This window comes from Mesorhizobium sp. B2-4-15, from assembly GCF_006658505.1.
GTDB lineage: Bacteria > Pseudomonadota > Alphaproteobacteria > Rhizobiales > Rhizobiaceae > Mesorhizobium.
This window is the reverse complement of the sequence record NZ_VFUZ01000002.1, coordinates 25,287-42,368: the sequence shown is the minus strand read 5'-3', so window position 1 is coordinate 42,368 and position 17,082 is coordinate 25,287. Positions and strand designations below refer to the sequence as shown.

Sequence of the window (17,082 nt, the reverse complement as noted above, 5' to 3'; positions counted from 1 at the left end):
GGCTTGGGCACCTTCGAAAACCAGAGGTTGGAAATTGAGCGATGCAATTGCGGACGTCCTGAGCTGGCTTGAAAGCAGGAACGACATCCAGAGCCTGAGGGCGGCGGTGTGCGATCTCAACGGCGTCATGCGGGGAAAACGCATCCCTGTGGAGCAGGCCCGCAAGGCGCTGGAAGGCAAGCTGCGCATGCCCTACTCGCTGATTGGCCTCGACATATGGGGCGAGGATATCGAAGGCAACACGCTGGTGTTCTCGACCGGCGATGCCGACGGACTTTGCCAATGGACGGGACGCGGCATCCTGCCGGTGGACTGGACAGCGCATCCGACGGCGCTGGTCCCGCTCTGGCTCGCCGACGAAAGCGGCGCGCCCTATCTCGGCGATCCCCGGCGGGCTCTGGCCCGCATCCTCGACCGCTACCAGGCGCTCGGGCTGACCCCGGTCGCGGCGACGGAGCTCGAATTCTATCTCGTCGATCCGCAATCGCAGCGGCCGGTCGGGCCGGTTTCGCCGGTCACCGGGCGCCGCCTCGATTCCGACGCGGCACTGTCGATCGACGAGATCGACGATTTCGAGTCCTTCATCCACGACGTCTACGAAGCCTGCCGCGCGCAAGGCATTCCCGTCGACACGGCGATCGCCGAAAATGGCGTCGGCCAGTTCGAGATCAACCTGAACCATGTCGCCGACGCCCTGCGGGCGGCCGACGATGCGGTGCTGTTCAAGCGCACGGTGAAGGGCATTGCCCGCAAGCACGGTTTTGCCGCCTGTTTCATGGCCAAGCCCTATGGCGACCGGGCCGGCAACGGCTTCCATGTCCATTTCAGCCTGGTCGATGCCGAAGGGCGCAACGTGTTCGACGACGGTACGGATCAGGGCTCCGACATCATGCGCCATGCCGTCGGCGGACTGCTGGCGGCGATGGCCGAGAGCACCTTGGTTTTCGCGCCGCATTTCAATTCCTACCGCAGGCTTCGCCCGCGGTCCTATGCGCCGACCGCGGTCGCCTGGGGCTACGAGAACCGCATGGTCGCGATCCGCATTCCCGGCGGCCCGACCGGCGCGCGGCGCATCGAGCATCGCGTGTCGGGAGCGGACGCCAATCCCTATCTCGTGCTTGCCGCCATACTGGGCGCGGCGCTGATCGGCATCGAAAGGCAGATGTCGCCAGGCGACCCGACCGGAAGCGATGGCCAAGGCCTTCCACCGGCGAAGCTGCCGCCGGACTGGGCCTCCGCGATCGCGGCCTTCGAAAGCGGAACGCATGTGGCGGAGATTTTCCCGGCGATCCTGCGCGACTCCTTCATCGCCTGCAAACGTCAGGAACTGAACACGTTCGCCCTCAATGTCAGCGACTTCGAGATCGAGACCTATCTCGAAAGCGTCTGAGGTGCTTACGGCGATCGCTCGGCCTTCAGCACCGAGACCGCCGCTTCGCTGTTGTGGACATAATCGTTGGCGTCCGGCTGCCTCTGCAGCAGCAGGATGAACAGCAGGTCCGTCAGCGTCAGCTGCGCGTCGCGCGCGGTGATAGAGGAGGAGCGCGCACGCTCTTCATCGGCGATGGTGTAAAGGCGGATGTCGGCGACGCGGCTCAGCGGATTGTCGTCCAAGCCGGTGACGGCGATCACCGTCGTGCCGCGCTTGCGGGCAAGCTCGGCGATGCGCAAGGTTTCAATGCTGGCGCCGGAATAGGACAGCGCGAACAGCACGTCGCCCTCCCCAAGCGTCGAGACATTGGCCATCTGGATGTGGCTGTCGCTGTCATGCAGGACGTTGCGGCCGAGCTTCATCAGCTTGTAGGAGAAATCGCGCGCCACCAGCGAGGAGGCGCCGACGCCGACCAGATGGATGCGGCGCGCGCCATCCAGCAGGTCCAGCGTCCGGGAGATGATGCGTTCGCTGTTGGCGGCGACGGTCTGCTGCATCGACAGAAGCTTGCTGCCGATCAGCTTCTTCAGGATGACCGGAAAACCGTCGCCGACCTCGATGGAACCGTGGATGACGCCCGCCGGCACCTGCCAATCCCGCGCCTTGGCCTCGCTGACGGCGAGCTTGAGCTCCTGGTAGCTGGCATAGCCGAGCTTCTGGCTGAACTTGACCACACTCGACTGGCTGCGGCCGATCTCGGCCGCGAGGGCGGCCGTCGACAGCCGCAGCATCCGGTCGGGATTGTCGACGATGTACTGGCCGATCTCACGATCGCCAGGCGCCATGCCGTCAAGCTTCGCGTTGATCTTCTTCAGAACGGACATGGATCCTCTAGAGCGTGGTGCCGAAAAGTGTGAAGCGGTTTTCGGACGACATCATGCTCCATCCCTTTGATTTAGTGCTCCGGTGCTCGACGTCAGAGGAATAAATTATTCCAATTCCGATTGACAGCCAAGAACGCAGAATTAATTCTCCGACTGGACCGGCGAAAGCTCGGGGTTCGAGACCGGCTCCCGAAAGCGAGCCGGACGGCCGCCCGCTTCGCCACACAAGGTATCAGCCATGGACAGACTGCGGATCGTCGGCGGACAAAGACTGCAAGGCGCGGTGACGATCTCCGGCGCCAAGAATGCCGCTTTGCCGCAGATCGCGGCCGCCCTGCTCAGCCCCTACCCGCTCGAACTGACCAATCTGCCGGAAGTGACCGACGTCGAGAACATGCTCGGCGTGGTGCGGCTTCACGGCGCCGAGGTGACGCGGTCGGCGCATGCCGCGACGATCGACACCAGTGCCGCCGTTTCCAAGGAGACGTCCTACGACACGGTGCGGAAGATGCGAGCGACGGTGCTGGTGCTGGCGCCGCTGCTTGCCCGGTTCGGCCATGCGCGGGTTTCGCTGCCGGGCGGCTGCGCGATCGGCGCGCGGCCGATCGACATGCATGTCGCCGCGCTCGCGGCACTCGGCGCCCGAATCGCCATCGAGAACGGCTTGATCGTCGCTTCAGCGCCGAACGGGCTCACCGGCACACGCATCGTCTTGAGCTCGCCATCGGTCGGGGCAACGGAAACCGCGATAATGGCCGCGACCACGGCCAAGGGCGAAACCGAGGTCCTCAACGCGGCGCGCGAACCGGAAGTGGCCGATCTCGCCGCCTGCCTCAACGCCATGGGGGCACGCATCGAAGGCGCCGGCACGCACCGCATCCTGATCGCGGGCGATACAGGCTGGCATGCCGCCAGGCATGACATCATCCCGGACCGCATCGAGGCCGGCACTTATGCCATCGCCGCGGCGATCACCGGCGGGCAGCTCGAATTGACCCATGCCCGGCTCGAGCACATGGCCTCTGTCGTGCAATTGCTGGAGGCCACCGGCGTCAGCGTCTGGCCCGGGGACCGCGGCCTCATCGTGTCGCGCGAGCGGCCGCTCAAGGCCGCCGACCTCACGACGGAACCTTATCCGGGTTTTCCAACCGACCTGCAGGCGCAGTTCATGGCGCTGATGTGTTGCGCGGACGGCGCGTCGCTGCTGCGCGAAACCATCTTCGAGAACCGCTTCATGCATGTTCCGGAACTGATGCGGCTCGGCGCCAACATCAAGCTGCAGGGCACGACGGCGCTGGTGCGCGGTGGCGCGGAACTGCACGGCGCGCAGGTGATGGCCACCGACCTGCGCGCTTCGGTGTCGCTGGTGCTGGCGGCACTGATCGCCGAGGGCGAGACAACCATCAACCGCGTCTATCATCTTGACCGCGGCTATGAACAACTGGACCGCAAACTGCGTCTGTGCGGCGCCGACATCGAGCGGCTGGGCGCATGAGCGGCGGCGCGATTTATTTCCTCGGTGTCGACGGCGGCGGCACCGGCTGCCGAGCCCGCATCGAGGATGCCGAGGGCACCGTGCTGGGACAGGGTCTGTCCGGCCCGGCGACAACCCGGCTCGGCATCGACGCGGCCTGGGCCTCCATTGCAAAGGCGTTCGCCGCGGCGATCGAGGAGACAGGATTCGGCCCGGCCGAAACCGCCCGGATCCGCGCCGGCATCTGCCTTGCCGGCATCGGCCGCATGGGTGCGCTGGCGGCGCTGCGGGCGATCGCGCATCCGTTTGCCAGCATCGATTTCGTCAGCGACGGCGTCGGCGCCTGTCTTGGCGCGCATTCCGGCCTCGACGGCGCCATCGTCATTGCGGGCACCGGTTCGATCGGCCTCGGCTTTGTCGAAGGCCGCGACCTGCGCGCCGGCGGTTACGGATTTCCGATCTCCGACGAGGGCAGCGGTGCCGATCTTGGGCTGAAGGCCGTGCAATTGGCGTTGCGCGCGCATGACGGCCGGCACGAGCGGACGGCGCTGCTGGCGGAGGTGATGCAGCGCTTCGAGGGTGACCCGATGGAAGCCGTCGCCTGGATGGACCGCGCCAGCGCCACGGATTACGCGGCGCTGGCGCCGATGGTGATGCGCCATGCCGACCAGGGCGACCCTGTCGGACGGCGCATCGTGCAAGGGGCCGCCGAGCAGATCGACACGCTGGTGCGGGTGCTGTTCGAGAAAGGCGCGCCGCGCGTGACCTTGCTGGGCGGCCTCGCCAGCCCGCTCGAACCCTGGCTCTCCCCCGATGTCCGGCGCCGGCTCAAGCCCGCGGATGGCGACGCCGTATCCGGCGCGATCATTCTTGCCAGACGGTCACTCCGCACACGGTAGGCTTCGCAGGAGAAGGAATAAAATATTCCAAAAATTTGTTGACGGTGCGAATATCAAATTCTAAAAAGTTAACAACAGAGACTGAATGGCGACAGGCGGATTGATTCATCCGTGCCACTGGCACCGGCCGAAGATCCATATTCGACGCCCGCCGTGCGGCGCGATTTGAAAGCACCGAGATGACTGAACAAAGGTTGATGTCCGAGCTGGACCGGCTGGTCTCCGAAGGCCGGAACCCGAGAACTGTCGACATCGACCTGCTGCCGACCATCGACGTCCTGCGCAAGATCAATGACGAGGATAGGGTTGTCCCGGCGGCTGTCGAAAAGGTGCTGCCGGAAATCGCGGCGGCGGTCGACCGGATCGTGCTTGCCTTCCAGAAAGGCGCGCGGCTGATCTACATCGGTGCCGGCACCAGCGGGCGGCTCGGGGTTCTCGATGCTTCGGAATGCCCGCCGACCTTCCGCGTGCCGGAAGGCATGGTTGTCGGCCTCATCGCAGGTGGTTCCGACGCGCTGGTGCGGTCGATCGAGGGCGCCGAGGACGATCCGAAGATGGGCGCACAGGCGCTGCGGGAGATCGGCCTCGCACCCGACGACGTTGTTGTCGGCATCGCGGTCAGCGGACGCACGCCCTACGTCATCGGCGGGCTGAACTATGCCAGGCAAATCGGTGCAACGACGGTCGCCCTCTCGTGCAATCCGGCGTCGACCATCGCCGGCATCGCCGACATCGCCATCTCCCCGGTCGTCGGCCCCGAAGTGCTTACCGGCTCGACACGGCTGAAGTCGGGAACCGCGCAGAAGCTGGTGCTCAACATGCTGACCACCGCCTCGATGATCCGCATCGGCAAGAGTTTTCAGAACCTGATGGTCGACCTCAACCCTTCCAACAAGAAACTGGTGGCCAGGGCGATCAGGATGGTCATGCAGACGACCGGCTGCACTGCGCCTCAGGCACGGCACGCTCTCGACCAGACCGGCAACGACGTCAAGCTGGCCATCCTGGTGACGATCACCGGCGCGGGCGTCGAAGAGGCTCGCACCGCGCTCGGCAAGGCTGGGGGATTCCTGCGAAAAGCGATCACCGAGATGACGGCATGATGGCGCATGAGACAAGACGGCGTGAAGCCGCTTAGACTGGGCCGATACTCCAAAGCATGTGTGTCTTGGAAGCGGTCGGTGGAAACTGCAAGGCATCGAGTTCAAAACCATAATGGGAGACGAAAACAATGGTAAGGCACCTCATAAGAACATTGCTGTCGGGCTTCGCCGTGGCGGCGATGCTCGGCATCGCGACGGTTTCGGCGCAGGCGGCGACGCTGCATATGGCATGGTCGCAGGACGCCACCGGGCTTGACCCACACAAGCAGACGGCCTTTTCGTCGCTGCGGCTCCTGGAACTGATCTATGAGCCATTGGTGCGGGTCGACGCCAGCCTGCAGATCGTCCCCGCCATCGCCACGTCCTGGGAATTCTCCAAGGACGGCAAGGAACTGACCTTCAAGCTCGACCCCAAGGCGAAATTCCAGGACGGCACGGCGGTCACCTCCGCCGACGTCAAGGCCTCCTTCGAGCGCATCCTCGACGAGAAGACGGGTGCGGCCGCCCGTGCGAATTTCCTGTCGATCGCGAGCATCGATACACCTGACGCGACGACCGTCGTCTTCCATTTGTCGCAGCCCGACGTGCCGATCCTGACGGCGATGAGCGACGTCAACGCGGCCATCGTTCCGGCGGCTGAAATCAAGGCCGGCTCGATCGGCACCAAGGCGGTCGGCTCGGGACCCTTCAAGCTCGACAAATGGGATCCCAACGCTAAGGAAGTGCTGAGCGCCAACAAGGAGTGGGCCGGCGGCGCGACCGGCGTCGACGGCATCGAGATCAGCGTGCTGCCCGACGAGGCGGCGATCCTCGCCGCCATGCGCACCAAGCAGGTCGATTTCGCGCTGCTCAATGACCCGCTTGTCGCCACGCTGGTGCCAAAGGAACCCAGCCTCCAGCTCAACCGCGTGCCGGTGCTGGCCTATCACGTCCTACAGCTCAATCCATCGCGCAAGCCGATGACCGAGCTCAAGGTGCGCCAGGCGATCTCCTGCGCCATCGACCGGCAGGAGGTGCTGGACACCGCCTCGCTCGGCGAGGGCAAGGTCACCGGACCGCTGACCATCCCGGCGCTGGCGACCGATCCGAGCCAGTTGTTCTGTTACAAGCGCGATGTCGAAAAGGCCAAGAAGCTGATGGCGGAAGCGGGTTTGGCCGATGGCTTTTCGGCGACCGTGATCGGCGCCACCGGCGAGCCGCCGACGGCCGCGGCGGAAGCCCAGGTCATACAGTCGCAACTGGCCGAAATCGGCGTCAAGCTCGACATCAAGATGATGGAGCTCAACGTCTATGTCGATGCCTGGCTGAAGGGCGATTTCGACATGGCGATCGCGCTCAACGGGGGCCGCGCCGACCCCTACACGATGTACAATCGCTATTGGACCAAGACGGGCAATTTGCAGAAGGTGGCGAACTATATCGACGACACGCTCGACAGCCTGATGCAAAAGGGCCGCGCCGAGACCGATCCGGCGAAACGCAAGGCGATCTTCGCCGAGTTCGAAAAGCACCTCGCCGAAGTGTCGCCATGGATATGGCTCTACACGTCCTACAGCTACACGGCCCAGCAGAAGAACATTGCGGGCTTCACACCGACGCCGACGGGCACGCTGTTCAGCCTGAGCAAGGTTACCATCCAGCAGTAGCCGCCGCAGGCCCTAGAGTCGGATGATTTCAGGTCGAATCGACCTGAAATCTGAATCCGCCTCTGGATCAAAAGATAGAGCATGATGTCATCCGAAAACCGCTTCACTTTTCCGCATCATGCTCTAGACGAGAGGACTTCTTCGCGTGAACTATCTGATGCGACGACTGGCGGCGTTTCCTCTCGTCCTGCTTGGCGTATCCATCCTGGTCTTCGTCGCGATCCGGATGGTGCCGGGCGATTCGATCACGGCGATGCTGGGTACCGAAGCCGGCCTGCTGACGCCAGCGCAGCGGGACTCGCTTGCCGCCTATTTCGGCATCGACCAGCCCTGGTTCGTCCAGTACTGGCGCTGGATCGGCGGCATCCTGCACGGCAATTTTGGCATCTCCGTTACCTATGGCAGGCCGGTCCTCGACGTCATCCTCGAGCGCTTCCCGCTGACGCTGGAGCTGGCTCTCCTGTCGATGATCATCGCGCTCGCCGTCGGCATGCCGGCCGGGATCTACGCCGCCACGCACAATGAGAAGCCTTCCGATCTCGGGGTGCGCATCGTCGCCATGATCGGCCAGTCGACGCCGAGCTTCGTGCTTGGCCTGTTGATCATCTACACGCTGTCGGCCGGCTTCGGCGTATTGCCGGCAATGGGCGAATTCGCGCCGCTCCGGCAAGATCCCCTGCGCAATCTCAGCCAGCTGGTCCTGCCGGCAATCACCCTCGGCTTCGCCTTCGCGGCGTCAGTCACGCGCATATCGCGCTCGGCGATGCTCGACGTGTTGAGCGACGACTATGTGCGCACCGCGCGCAGCAAGGGCGCGCCGGCGCGCAGCGTCATCTGGCGGCATGCGCTCCCCAACGCGCTGATCCCGGTCGTGACGCTGAGCGGCATCGAGTTCGGCTATCTCCTGGGCGGCGCTGTCATCGTCGAGCATATCTATGCCCTGCCCGGTCTCGGACGCATGGTGCTCGACGCGATCCTGCAGCGCGACTACGCGCTGGTGCAGGGAAGCGTGCTGTTCATTGCCTTCAACTTCATGATCGTTAATCTCCTGGTCGACCTCGCCTATGTCGCGCTCGATCCGCGCATCCGGCTGGGAGAACAGTGATGCGTATCCTGCGCGCCATCTTGGGCCATGGCAGCGGCCGCATCGGCGGCATCATCGTCGGCGTCTATCTCATGGTCGCGATCCTCGGCCTGGTGGGGCTGACGCCGCACAATCCGATCACGCAATACCGCGTCGATCGCCTGCACGCACCCAGCGCCGCCTACTGGATGGGCACCGATCTGTTCGGGCGCGATGTGGCCAGCCGCCTGATGGCGGGCATTGGACAATCCTTCACGGTCGCCTTCTTCTCGGTGGCCTTCGCGGCCCTTGCCGGAACCGTGCTCGGGCTGGCGGCCGCCTGGCTCGGCCGGCGCTGGGACGGGGCGGTGATGCGGATCATGGATGTGCTGCTCGCCTTCCCCGCGATCCTGCTGGCGCTGCTCATCGTCACCGTTGCAGGACCGGGCACATGGACCAGCGTCGTTGCCATCGGCATCGTCTACACGCCGATCTTCACCCGCGTCGTGCGCGGCCCTGCTTTATCGCTCAAGGCCCGCGAATTCGTTGATGCCGCGCGCACCTTCGGCAGCAGTTCGAGCTATATTGTCACGCGCCACCTGCTGCTCAATCTGGTGGCGCCCTTGACGGTACAAGTGACGCTGGCGCTGGCCTGGGCGCTGCTCACCGAGGCGGGCTTGAGCTTCCTGGGTCTCGGTACGCAGCCGCCGGCCGCCTCGCTCGGCTTGATGCTGAGCGACAGCCGCAATCTGATGGAAACCGCGCCCTGGCTGATGATCTTCCCGGGCCTGACGATCATGATCAGCATCCTCGGCTTCAACCTGCTTGGTGATGCCCTGCGCGATATACTCGACCCGAAGATGCGGAGGGCGCCGGCATGACCCCGCTTCTATCTATCCGCGACCTTCGCGTCGGCTTCGGCCGCAATCCGCAGGCCAACGAGGTGGTGCGCGGCGTCAGTTTCGACCTGGCCGATGGCGAGACGCTGGCCATTGTCGGCGAAAGTGGCTCGGGCAAGTCCGTCACAGCGCTGTCGATCAACCGGCTCATCGATTTCGGCGGCGGCCGCATCACCGGCGGCTCGATGCAACTGAAGCGGGCCAACGGCACCATCTTCGACCTGATGAGCGCGACCGAGCCGCAACTGACCGGCATTCGCGGCGCCGAGATCGGCATGATCTTCCAGGAACCGATGACCTCGCTCAATCCGGTGCTGACGATCGGTTCGCAGATCGAGGAATCGTTCCGGCTGCATCGCGGTCTGACCGGCCGGCAAGCCACGGCCGCAGCCAGGGACGCGCTCGACCGCGTGCGCATTCCCGATGCCGCGCGGCGGTTGAAATACACGCCCAACCAGCTGTCGGGCGGCATGCTGCAAAGGGTGATGATCGCCATTGCGCTGGCCTGCAATCCGCGCCTGCTAATCGCGGATGAGCCGACGACCGCGCTCGACGTCACCGTGCAGGCGCAGATCATGGCGCTGCTGGCCGAACTGAAGCGCGAAAGCGCCATGTCGATGATCTTCATCACCCATGATATCGGCCTGGTTGCCGGCATCGCCGACAAGGTGATGGTGATGCAGAACGGACAGGCCGTCGAACAGGGCGAGCTGAACCAGATCCTCGACAATCCGCGGCATCCCTACACGCAGCATTTGCTGCACGCCGTGCCGCATTTCGCCAACGGCCGCGCGACGCGCGCGGACGGGCAGCGCGACAAGGATGCAGGCGCGGAGCCGGCCTTGAAGGTCGACGGCCTCGTGGTGCGGTTTCCGCTCAAGAGCAATTTCTTCAGCCGCGCCACCGGCGCGGTGCACGCCGTCGATGGTGTCGACTTCGACCTGATGCCGGGTGAGACGCTGGCGATCGTCGGCGAAAGCGGTTCGGGCAAATCCACCACAGCAAAGGCGGTTCTGGGGCTGGTGCGGTCGACGCGCGGCAGCTTTTCGGTCAGCACGCGAACGGCCTCGGCCGAGCGCAGCGCCAAGCCGGTGCAGATGGTGTTCCAGAACCCCTACGCTTCGCTCAACCCGAGACTGACCATCGAAAGCATCCTGGCCGAACCGGTGATCGCCACCGGTGGTCGTGTGGATACCGAGACGCGTGCCAGGATGGCGAGCCTGCTCGAACGCGTCGGCTTGCCGAAGAACAGCCTGCAGCGCTATCCCCACGAATTTTCCGGCGGCCAGCGGCAGAGGCTGTGCATCGCCCGTGCGCTGATGCTCAACCCGTCCGTCGTGGTTCTCGATGAAGCGGTGTCGGCGCTCGACGTCTCGGTGCAGGCCAAGGTGCTGGAGCTGCTGGTAGACCTGCAGCGCGAGTTTGGGCTCGCCTATCTGTTCATCTCGCACGACATGGCGGTGGTCGAGCGGATCGCCCACCGGATCGCCGTCATCTATGCCGGCCAGATCGTCGAGATTGGTGACGCGACCTCGGTGCTGTCGAAGCCGAAACATTCCTATACGAAGAAACTGATCGCCGCCGTTCCGACCATCGACCGACGACGCGAGCATTTCGAAATCGACACGCGCCAGGTGCCCTCGCTGGTGCGCCCGCAGGGGTTTGAGCCGGCGCCGGCGAAGTGGGAGCTGTTGGGCGCAGATCATATAGTGAGGGTGGAAACTTAGACATGTTTGCGGGACAGAGGGGGGTGCGACGGAGCGCGACCATTCAGATGGAGGTCGGCATTGAGTGACCTCGGCCAGCTCTTCGACCGCGCATTCCAACCGCTCACAAATGCAGTGGCCGGCAGGCGCATTCCCGGCGGCGTGCTTGGCATTGTCGACACAAACGGCGAACGCATCATAAAGGCGATCGGCTCCGCGCAACTCGTGCCGAAGCAGCGGCCGATGACCGTCGAAACATGGTTCGACCTCGCATCCCTGACCAAGGTCATCTTCACGACGCCGCGCATCCTGGCGCTGGCGGAGGATGGTATCATCGATCTCGATGCGCCGCTGATCTCCGTCCTGCCTGATTTGCGCCAGTACGATGCCGGGGCCTGGGAGCGGACGGTGACGTTCCGGCAGTGCCTCGGTCACCAGACGCCCTTTCCGGCCGTCGAGCCGATCTACACTTATGGGCGCGACCCCGATCTGCTGCGCGCCTTCATCCTGCAGCGCGAATGGCGGGCTCGCGACCCGGTCTATTCCGATATCAATTTCATCCTGCTCGGCTTGGCTCTGGAACGGCTGTCGGGCAAAACGATCCGTGACCTGGAACCCGGTCCGGGCTTTGCCTGGTCAATAGAGCCGGACGCCGCCGCCGCGACCGAGGACTGCACCTGGCGCCATCGCGTACTCTGCGGCGAGGTGCATGACGATAATTGCGCGGCGCTGCAAGGCGCGGGTCATGCCGGCCTGTTCGGCACGGCAGCTTCGGTGCTCGATTTCGCGCAGGGGCTGCTGGATGGCGATGGCGCATCCGAACGCTCGATCGCGCTGATGCGCACCCCCGTGTCCGACACCCGCACCCATGGTTGGGAATGCCCCTATGAGGGCTGGTCGGGTGGCGCATTGTGCAGCCCGGGAACGATCGGCCACACCGGCTTTACCGGCACCGGCCTGTGGATCGATTTCGATAACGGCAAGGCGTGGACCTTGCTCACCAACCGGATCCATCCGACACGTCATTTTGACAGCGGAATCATTTCGCTGCGCCAGCGGGTCGGCGATCTCGTTAATGGAGCTCATTGATGGAACCAATCTGGGCCGTCGGCCTGATGACCGGAACCGTGCTTGACGGCAACATCGACGTCGCGCTGATCAAGACCGATGGCGAGCGCATCGACGATTTCGGCACTTACCGGCTGATGCCTTATCCCCCGTCCATCCGTTCCCTGCTGGAGGAGACGCTGAAGGAGGCCCGGGCCTGGAATTTCACCGGGCCCGAACCGGCGATCTTCCGCAGGGCCGAGGAAGCGCTGACGCGTGCCCAGTCGGCGGCGGTGAAGGAATTGGTCGAGGGCTATGGCATGACGATGGCCGATGTCGGCGTCGTCGGCTTTCACGGCCAGACGGTGCTGCATCGCGCGCCGCAGGTCGGACGGCTCGGGCAGACACGGCAGCTTGGCGATGGCGAGCTGATGCATTCCATCCTGGGTACCAAAGTCGCTTACGACTTCCGCTCGGCCGACATGCGCGCCGGCGGGCAAGGCGCGCCTTTGGCCGCCGCCTATCACACCGCGCTGATGCGCAGCGCCGGCGCCAGCGGCGAGGTGGCCGTGCTCAATCTCGGCGGGGTCGCCAACATCACCTGGTGGGACGGCGCCGACAATGTCGTCGCCTTCGACACCGGCCCCGCCAACGCGCCGCTCAACGATTTCATCAAGTCGAAAGGGCTCGGCGAAATGGATCGCGACGGCGCGCTTGGCCGCGCGGGAACGGTCGATGAGGTGAGGCTCGCCAAGCTGCTGCAGCACCCCTATCTGACCAAACCCTATCCGAAATCGCTCGACCGTTTCGACTTCGGCGCCGCGATGGCCGACGGCCTGGGCGCCGAGGATGGCGCTGCCCTGCTGACCGCCTTCACCGCCGCCGCCGTCGGCAAGGCGCTCGACCTTTTGCCAAGCCGGCCGAAAAAATTGGTGGTCAGCGGCGGCGGCCGTCACAACCCGACGATGATGGCGATGCTCGCCAGCCGCGCCGGTGTCGAAGTGGTGCTGGCCGAGAAGCTCGGCTGGAGCGGCGACGCGGTGGAAGCCGAATGTTTTGCCTTCCTGGCGGTGCGCGTGCTGCGCGGCCTGCCGATCAGTTTCCCGAGCACGACCGGCGCACCGCAGCCGATGCGCGGCGGGCGCGTGGCCGGCTGATCAGGCAGGCTGAAGTTTCTTCTGCAGGAAGATGCGGCTGCGGCCGACCGGGAAATCGGCCAGCGTCCCGAAGGGTTGATAGCCCTGGCGCTGGTAGACCCTGGAGGCATTGGGACTGAAGGTGTCGATCCAGGCGTTCCGGCAGCCACGCGCCACAGCTTCCTGCTCGGCAGCATCCAGCATCCTGCCGGCCATGTGCTGGCCGCGCAGCCTTTCATCGACCCACAGCCATTGCACGTAGAGCCAGCCCCAGGCCGTGTAGCCGGAGATGCCGGCAACGACCGCGCCGTCCTCGTCGCGCACGAACACGGCCAGCGCCTTCCTTTCCGACACGCCGACATCGCCGTCATTGAACGCCGTCAGGCGCTCGCCGAGAAAGGCGAGGTCTTCCGGCAAAGGGTTCGCCGTTGTTTCGAGTGTCGTGTTCATGGCTCTTTCCGGAATGCTTGGCTGGGCAGGAATGAAGCGTTACGAAGCGCAATGCCCTCGCGCAATATCTATATCCGCTCTCGGACGGATTGAGCGTCCGGATCGCCGCCATTGCGAAAATCGGCAGCGGCAATGCCGTAGCGTTTGAGCTTGTCGTAGAACGTCTTGCGCGGCACGCCGAGCGCGTCGATGGCGCCGCGCACGTCACCGCCATGGTCGCGCAACGCATCGCGGATGAGCTGTGCCTCGTATTGACCGACCCGCTCGGGCAGTGCCGCCGAGGGTTGCGGCAACCGCGCGGGTGCCGCGCTTGCCTCGTCGTCAGGCCCGAGGCCAAGCGCGACACGATCGGCGAAATGCGCGAGTTCCCGCACATTGCCCGGCCATGTATGCGACTGGAGATGATCGCTCACCGCCGCGTTCACCGCCGGGACGGGGCGGCCGAAGCGCTCCGCCGCCTTGCCCAGGAAATGCCCGAACAGCATCGGGATGTCGCCGCGCCGCTCGCGCAGCGGCGGGATGCGCAGCGTCACCACGTTAAGGCGGAAATAGAGGTCCTCGCGGAAATCGCCACGCTGGTCGGGCCGGCCGAGATCGACCTTGGTCGCCGCGACGACCCTGAGATCGAGGCGCCGGGTCTCGTTGGAGCCGAGCGGGGTGAGGCTGCGCGTCTCCAGCACCCGCAGCAGCTTGACCTGCAGGGCCGGCGGCATGGATTCGATCTCGTCGAGAAACAGCGTGCCACCGCTGGAATGCTCGATGCTGCCGATCCGCCGCCGCTGCGCGCCGGTGAACGCGCCGGCCTCGTGGCCGAACAGCTCGCTTTCGATGACGGTCTCCGGCAGCGCGCCGCAATTCAGCGCCACGAAAGGCTTGACGCGCCGCCGGCCCCATCCGTGCAAGAGGTCCGCCACCACCTCCTTGCCGGTTCCGGTCTCCCCTTCCACCAGCACGTCGACATCCATGTCGGCGATCTGGCGCAAGGTCTCGCGAAGGCGCCGGATGGCGGGCGCTTCGCCGATCAGCGGCAGGCCGTCGGCGGCGAGCGCCGCGGCCTCGCGCAGCCGCCGGTTCTCCATCACCAGCCGCCGCTTCTCGCTCGCCCGCCTCAGTGCCTCGACGAGGCGATCTCCCGCATAGGGTTTTGGAATGAAATCATAGACGCCATCCTTGAGTGCGGCCACCGCAAGATCGACATCGCCATGTCCGGTGACCAGGATCACGGGTATGTCAGGGTCGATCGCCTTGATGCGGTCGAACATCTGCAACCCGTTCATCCCGGGCATGCGGATGTCGCTGACGACCACACCGTCGAAATCCCTGTCGATGACGCCGAGTGCCGCCTCGGCGGCATCAAGGGCGACCACCGTGAAGCCGGCAAGTTCGAGCAATTGCGTGGTGGCATGCAGCAGGTCGGCATCGTCTTCGACGAGCGCCACCAGCCCTGATCCCTCGGTCATTCAATCCGCCTCAAATCGATGGTGAAGGACGCGCCCGCCGCGCTGCCGGGGTCGAGCCGCAGCGTGCCGCCCAGTTCCTGGGCGATCTCCTGCGAGATCACCAGTCCGAGCCCAAGCCCCTTCTCCTTGGTGGTCTGGAACGGCATGAACAGATTGGCGGCCGCCTCCGGCCCGAGACCTGGACCGTTGTCGCGCACCGAGATCAGAATCCTGTCGTCCTGCTCGGCGAGCTCGATCTCGATGCGGGGGTCGGGTTGGTCCTTCATCGCGTCCAGTGCGTTCTGCAGCAGGTTGACCAGGATCTGCTCCAGCCGGATGCGGCTCGCCATCACCATCGGCGACGCGTTGCCACGCGGCTTGACGATGGTGACACCGGAATCGCGTATGCGGCCGGATAGCAGCGACAGTGCCCCGTCGATCGCCTCGCGCACCGGCAGCGGCGAGGCAGCGGTGCCCGGCCGGCGGGCGAAGGTGCGCAAGGTGCCGGTGATCGCGCCGATGCGCTCGGTCATCGAAACGATCGAGGTCAGATTGCCGCTCGCCGGCTCGGTCTTGCCGCTGTCGAGGAAGCGGCCGGCATTTTCGGCATAGGTGCGGATCGCGGCGACCGGCTGGTTGATCTCATGCGCGACGCCGGCGGCGATCTGACCGAGGATGGAAAGCCGGTTGGCCTGGGCGAGATCGTCACGCAGCCTGCGCACCTTGGCTTCGGCGCTCTCACGCTCGGCGATTTCGCCGGCAAGGGCCGTGTTGGAGCGCGTCAACTCGGCCGTTCGCGTGGAGACGCGGCTTTCGAGTTCAGCGTTCATACGCGCCAGCGCTTCCTGCCGCAGCCGGCGCGTGCGACGGCGGCGGGTGAGCACGTAGGCAAGCAAGCCCGTCAGAAGCAGCCCCAGCAGCGTCGTCAGGCGCGCCGTGTTGACGGCGGAGGAAAGTGCGGCGTCGGCAGGCGTCAGCAGCCAGAGGCGCCAGCCGGGAACCGCACCGGGCAGGTTCTGCACCACCTCGACGAACCGGCGCGGCTTGCCGGGGCCGTCGATCGTCGCCAGGCCGTCACCAGCGCCGCGCCGTATCGGCAACGGTTCGAAGGCGGCATCGGGCAGTTGCAGCTGCGCATGAGCAGCGGCGGCGTCTTCGGTGGAGAGCGGCGCCAGCGCATGAAACCGCCATTCGGGCTGGCTGGTGGCCAGCACGACGCCACGTTCGTCGGTGACGAAAACCAGGAACCTGCTGGACCGCCAATTGGCCTCCACGCCGTCGAGTTCGACCTTCAGCACCGCGACGCCAAGTGGCTTGCCGCCATCGTCGACGCGGCCGGCAAGGTAGAGCCCCGGCCGGCCGCTGATTGTGCCGAGGCCGTACTGGCTGGCCGCGCCCTTCGCCATCGCCTCCTGGAAATAGTGACGAAAATTGTAGTCGATGCCGACAAAGCTGGTCGGTTCGCCGGCATTGCTGGCGGCGATCGCGATGCCGGCCGTATCGATGACGTAGATGGCGGACGCCGAGGCATCTCCGGCAATGGCTTTCAGCTTTTCATTGAGCGCGGTCTCTTCCGTTTTTCCGGCCCGGCGCAACGCATCGCGCACCGCGTCGTCGCGCGCCAGCACCAGTGGCACCAGGCGCTGTTTTTCGATTTCGCCGGTCAGGGTTCCCGCCGCCAGCGGCATGGCGGCCAGCGCGCCGTCGCGCAGATCATTGGCCGCCTGGCCGGCGGCGATGCGTCCGGCAATGGCGATCGCGCCCGCAAGGATCGCAAGGGCAACGACGGCGACAAACCAGCGGCCATCGCGTAGCCGGGCAACCGCCTCGCGCAGCAACCCGCGGCTGGCAAATCCCACGGAGCCGCTATCGGTCCCTGCTTGCGGCGTCTGCCCTCTCCCTTTTGTCGCGGCCTTGCAGGCACTCTAATGCGAAATTCCGCCCAGGCAAATGCCGCATGTGCG

Annotated in this window: 14 protein-coding genes; 10 read left to right on the top strand and 4 right to left on the bottom strand. The window is 65.3% G+C overall.

Going from position 1 to position 17,082, the window contains the following annotated elements; genetic code table 11:
• The first annotated feature begins 34 nt into the window (after window positions 1-34).
• Window positions 35-1,390, top strand: a complete 1,356-nt coding sequence (locus tag FJ930_RS02580) for a glutamine synthetase family protein (protein ID WP_140743523.1) — start codon at window positions 35-37, stop codon at window positions 1,388-1,390.
• A gap of 5 nt (window positions 1,391-1,395) precedes the next feature.
• Here FJ930_RS02580 and FJ930_RS02575 read toward each other — a convergent pair whose 3' ends face one another.
• Complete coding sequence (locus FJ930_RS02575; RefSeq protein WP_141834457.1) at window positions 1,396-2,256, bottom strand: MurR/RpiR family transcriptional regulator; 861 nt, start codon at window positions 2,254-2,256, stop codon at window positions 1,396-1,398.
• A gap of 238 nt (window positions 2,257-2,494) precedes the next feature.
• Between FJ930_RS02575 and murA the strand changes: the two genes are divergently transcribed.
• The 9 genes from murA to FJ930_RS02530 all read left to right on the top strand — a co-directional run bounded on the left by murA (window position 2,495) and on the right by FJ930_RS02530 (window position 13,250).
• On the top strand, window positions 2,495-3,751 hold the full coding sequence (gene murA, locus FJ930_RS02570; protein WP_141834454.1) for a UDP-N-acetylglucosamine 1-carboxyvinyltransferase: 1,257 nt from the start codon (window positions 2,495-2,497) through the stop codon (window positions 3,749-3,751).
• The gene (locus FJ930_RS02565; RefSeq protein WP_141834451.1) at window positions 3,748-4,629 is read left to right on the top strand and encodes an N-acetylglucosamine kinase; all 882 of its coding nucleotides are present in this window, start codon (window positions 3,748-3,750) and stop codon (window positions 4,627-4,629) included. The genes murA and FJ930_RS02565 overlap by 4 nt, the downstream gene beginning before the upstream one ends.
• Before the next feature lie 179 nt (window positions 4,630-4,808).
• Window positions 4,809-5,732, top strand: a complete 924-nt coding sequence (murQ, locus tag FJ930_RS02560; RefSeq protein ID WP_141834448.1) for an N-acetylmuramic acid 6-phosphate etherase — start codon at window positions 4,809-4,811, stop codon at window positions 5,730-5,732.
• Window positions 5,733-5,860: 128 nt separating this feature from the next.
• Window positions 5,861-7,378 carry an ABC transporter substrate-binding protein gene (locus FJ930_RS02555; protein WP_141834445.1) on the top strand — a complete coding sequence of 506 codons (1,518 nt, stop codon included), beginning with the start codon at window positions 5,861-5,863 and terminating at the stop codon, window positions 7,376-7,378.
• Between the two features lie 145 nt (window positions 7,379-7,523).
• Complete coding sequence (locus FJ930_RS02550) at window positions 7,524-8,483, top strand: ABC transporter permease (protein WP_141834442.1); 960 nt, start codon at window positions 7,524-7,526, stop codon at window positions 8,481-8,483.
• Window positions 8,483-9,322 carry an ABC transporter permease gene (locus FJ930_RS02545; RefSeq protein WP_141834439.1) on the top strand — a complete coding sequence of 280 codons (840 nt, stop codon included), beginning with the start codon at window positions 8,483-8,485 and terminating at the stop codon, window positions 9,320-9,322. Before FJ930_RS02550 ends, FJ930_RS02545 begins: the two co-directional genes overlap by 1 nt.
• Window positions 9,319-11,067 (top strand): ABC transporter ATP-binding protein, encoded by a 1,749-nt coding sequence (locus FJ930_RS02540; protein ID WP_141834436.1) that lies wholly within the window; start codon window positions 9,319-9,321, stop codon window positions 11,065-11,067. The genes FJ930_RS02545 and FJ930_RS02540 overlap by 4 nt, the downstream gene beginning before the upstream one ends.
• A gap of 60 nt (window positions 11,068-11,127) precedes the next feature.
• On the top strand, window positions 11,128-12,135 hold the full coding sequence (locus tag FJ930_RS02535; RefSeq protein WP_141834433.1) for a serine hydrolase domain-containing protein: 1,008 nt from the start codon (window positions 11,128-11,130) through the stop codon (window positions 12,133-12,135).
• Entirely contained in the window at window positions 12,135-13,250 is a 1,116-nt protein-coding gene (locus FJ930_RS02530; protein WP_141834430.1) for an anhydro-N-acetylmuramic acid kinase, read from the top strand. Before FJ930_RS02535 ends, FJ930_RS02530 begins: the two co-directional genes overlap by 1 nt.
• Here FJ930_RS02530 and FJ930_RS02525 read toward each other — a convergent pair whose 3' ends face one another.
• The 3 genes from FJ930_RS02525 to FJ930_RS02515 all read right to left on the bottom strand — a co-directional run bounded on the left by FJ930_RS02525 (window position 13,251) and on the right by FJ930_RS02515 (window position 16,977).
• Window positions 13,251-13,679 carry a GNAT family N-acetyltransferase gene (locus FJ930_RS02525; RefSeq protein WP_140743545.1) on the bottom strand — a complete coding sequence of 143 codons (429 nt, stop codon included), beginning with the start codon at window positions 13,677-13,679 and terminating at the stop codon, window positions 13,251-13,253.
• Window positions 13,680-13,747: 68 nt separating this feature from the next.
• Window positions 13,748-15,139: a sigma-54 dependent transcriptional regulator gene (locus FJ930_RS02520; RefSeq protein WP_141834427.1), complete on the bottom strand. Its 1,392-nt coding sequence runs from the start codon at window positions 15,137-15,139 to the stop codon at window positions 13,748-13,750.
• A complete protein-coding gene (locus FJ930_RS02515; RefSeq protein WP_246676789.1) occupies window positions 15,136-16,977 on the bottom strand; it encodes a sensor histidine kinase in 1,842 nt (613 codons plus the stop codon). The genes FJ930_RS02520 and FJ930_RS02515 overlap by 4 nt, the downstream gene beginning before the upstream one ends.
• Between the last annotated feature and the right edge of the window lie 105 nt (window positions 16,978-17,082).